Origin of the sequence: Rathayibacter rhapontici (assembly GCF_001995175.1) — a bacterium.
In the GTDB taxonomy this organism is placed as follows: Bacteria; Actinomycetota; Actinomycetes; order Actinomycetales; family Microbacteriaceae; genus Rathayibacter.
In genome coordinates this window covers 1-460 of record NZ_MUKN01000133.1, presented here as the reverse complement: position 1 = coordinate 460, position 460 = coordinate 1, and the positions used below count along the sequence as shown (strand labels likewise).

Below are 460 nucleotides of genomic sequence, written 5' to 3'. Positions count from 1 at the left end.
CGTCCCGGTCGAGCCGGCGCGCCCGCGGTGCCCGTCGAGCAGGTTCCCGCGCGGTCCGCCCCCGAGCCCGCCTCGGTTCCGACCCCGCCCGCCGACGCCGCTCCCTCCGCCCCGGTCCTGCCCGCGGCCGCCGAAGAGGGTCCGATCACCCTGCAGCGGATGAAGGACAGCTGGCCCGAGATCCTCGAGGTCGTGCAGAAGGCGAGGATGACCGCCTGGCTCGTCGCCTACACGGCGCAGGTGCGCGCTCTCAAGGACGACGTCCTCACCCTCTCCTTCCCGAGTCAGAACGACGTCGACTCGTTCAAGATGGCGGGCACGGCGGGGCAGCCCGGCGTGAGCGAGCACCTCCGTCAGGCCATCCAGCAGGTGCTCGGCCTCCGGGTGAAGTACATCGCCCGCGTCGAGCCGTCGGCCGCCGCGCCCGAGGCGGTCCGCGCGGCCGCCGAGCGCCGCCCGC

General features: G+C 75.0%; 1 pseudogene. It reads left to right on the top strand.

Annotation, left to right across the window (positions count from 1 at the left end):
• Window positions 1–460 (top strand): annotated as a pseudogene (locus tag B0T42_RS20380) (DNA polymerase III subunit gamma and tau); the annotation flags it as partial.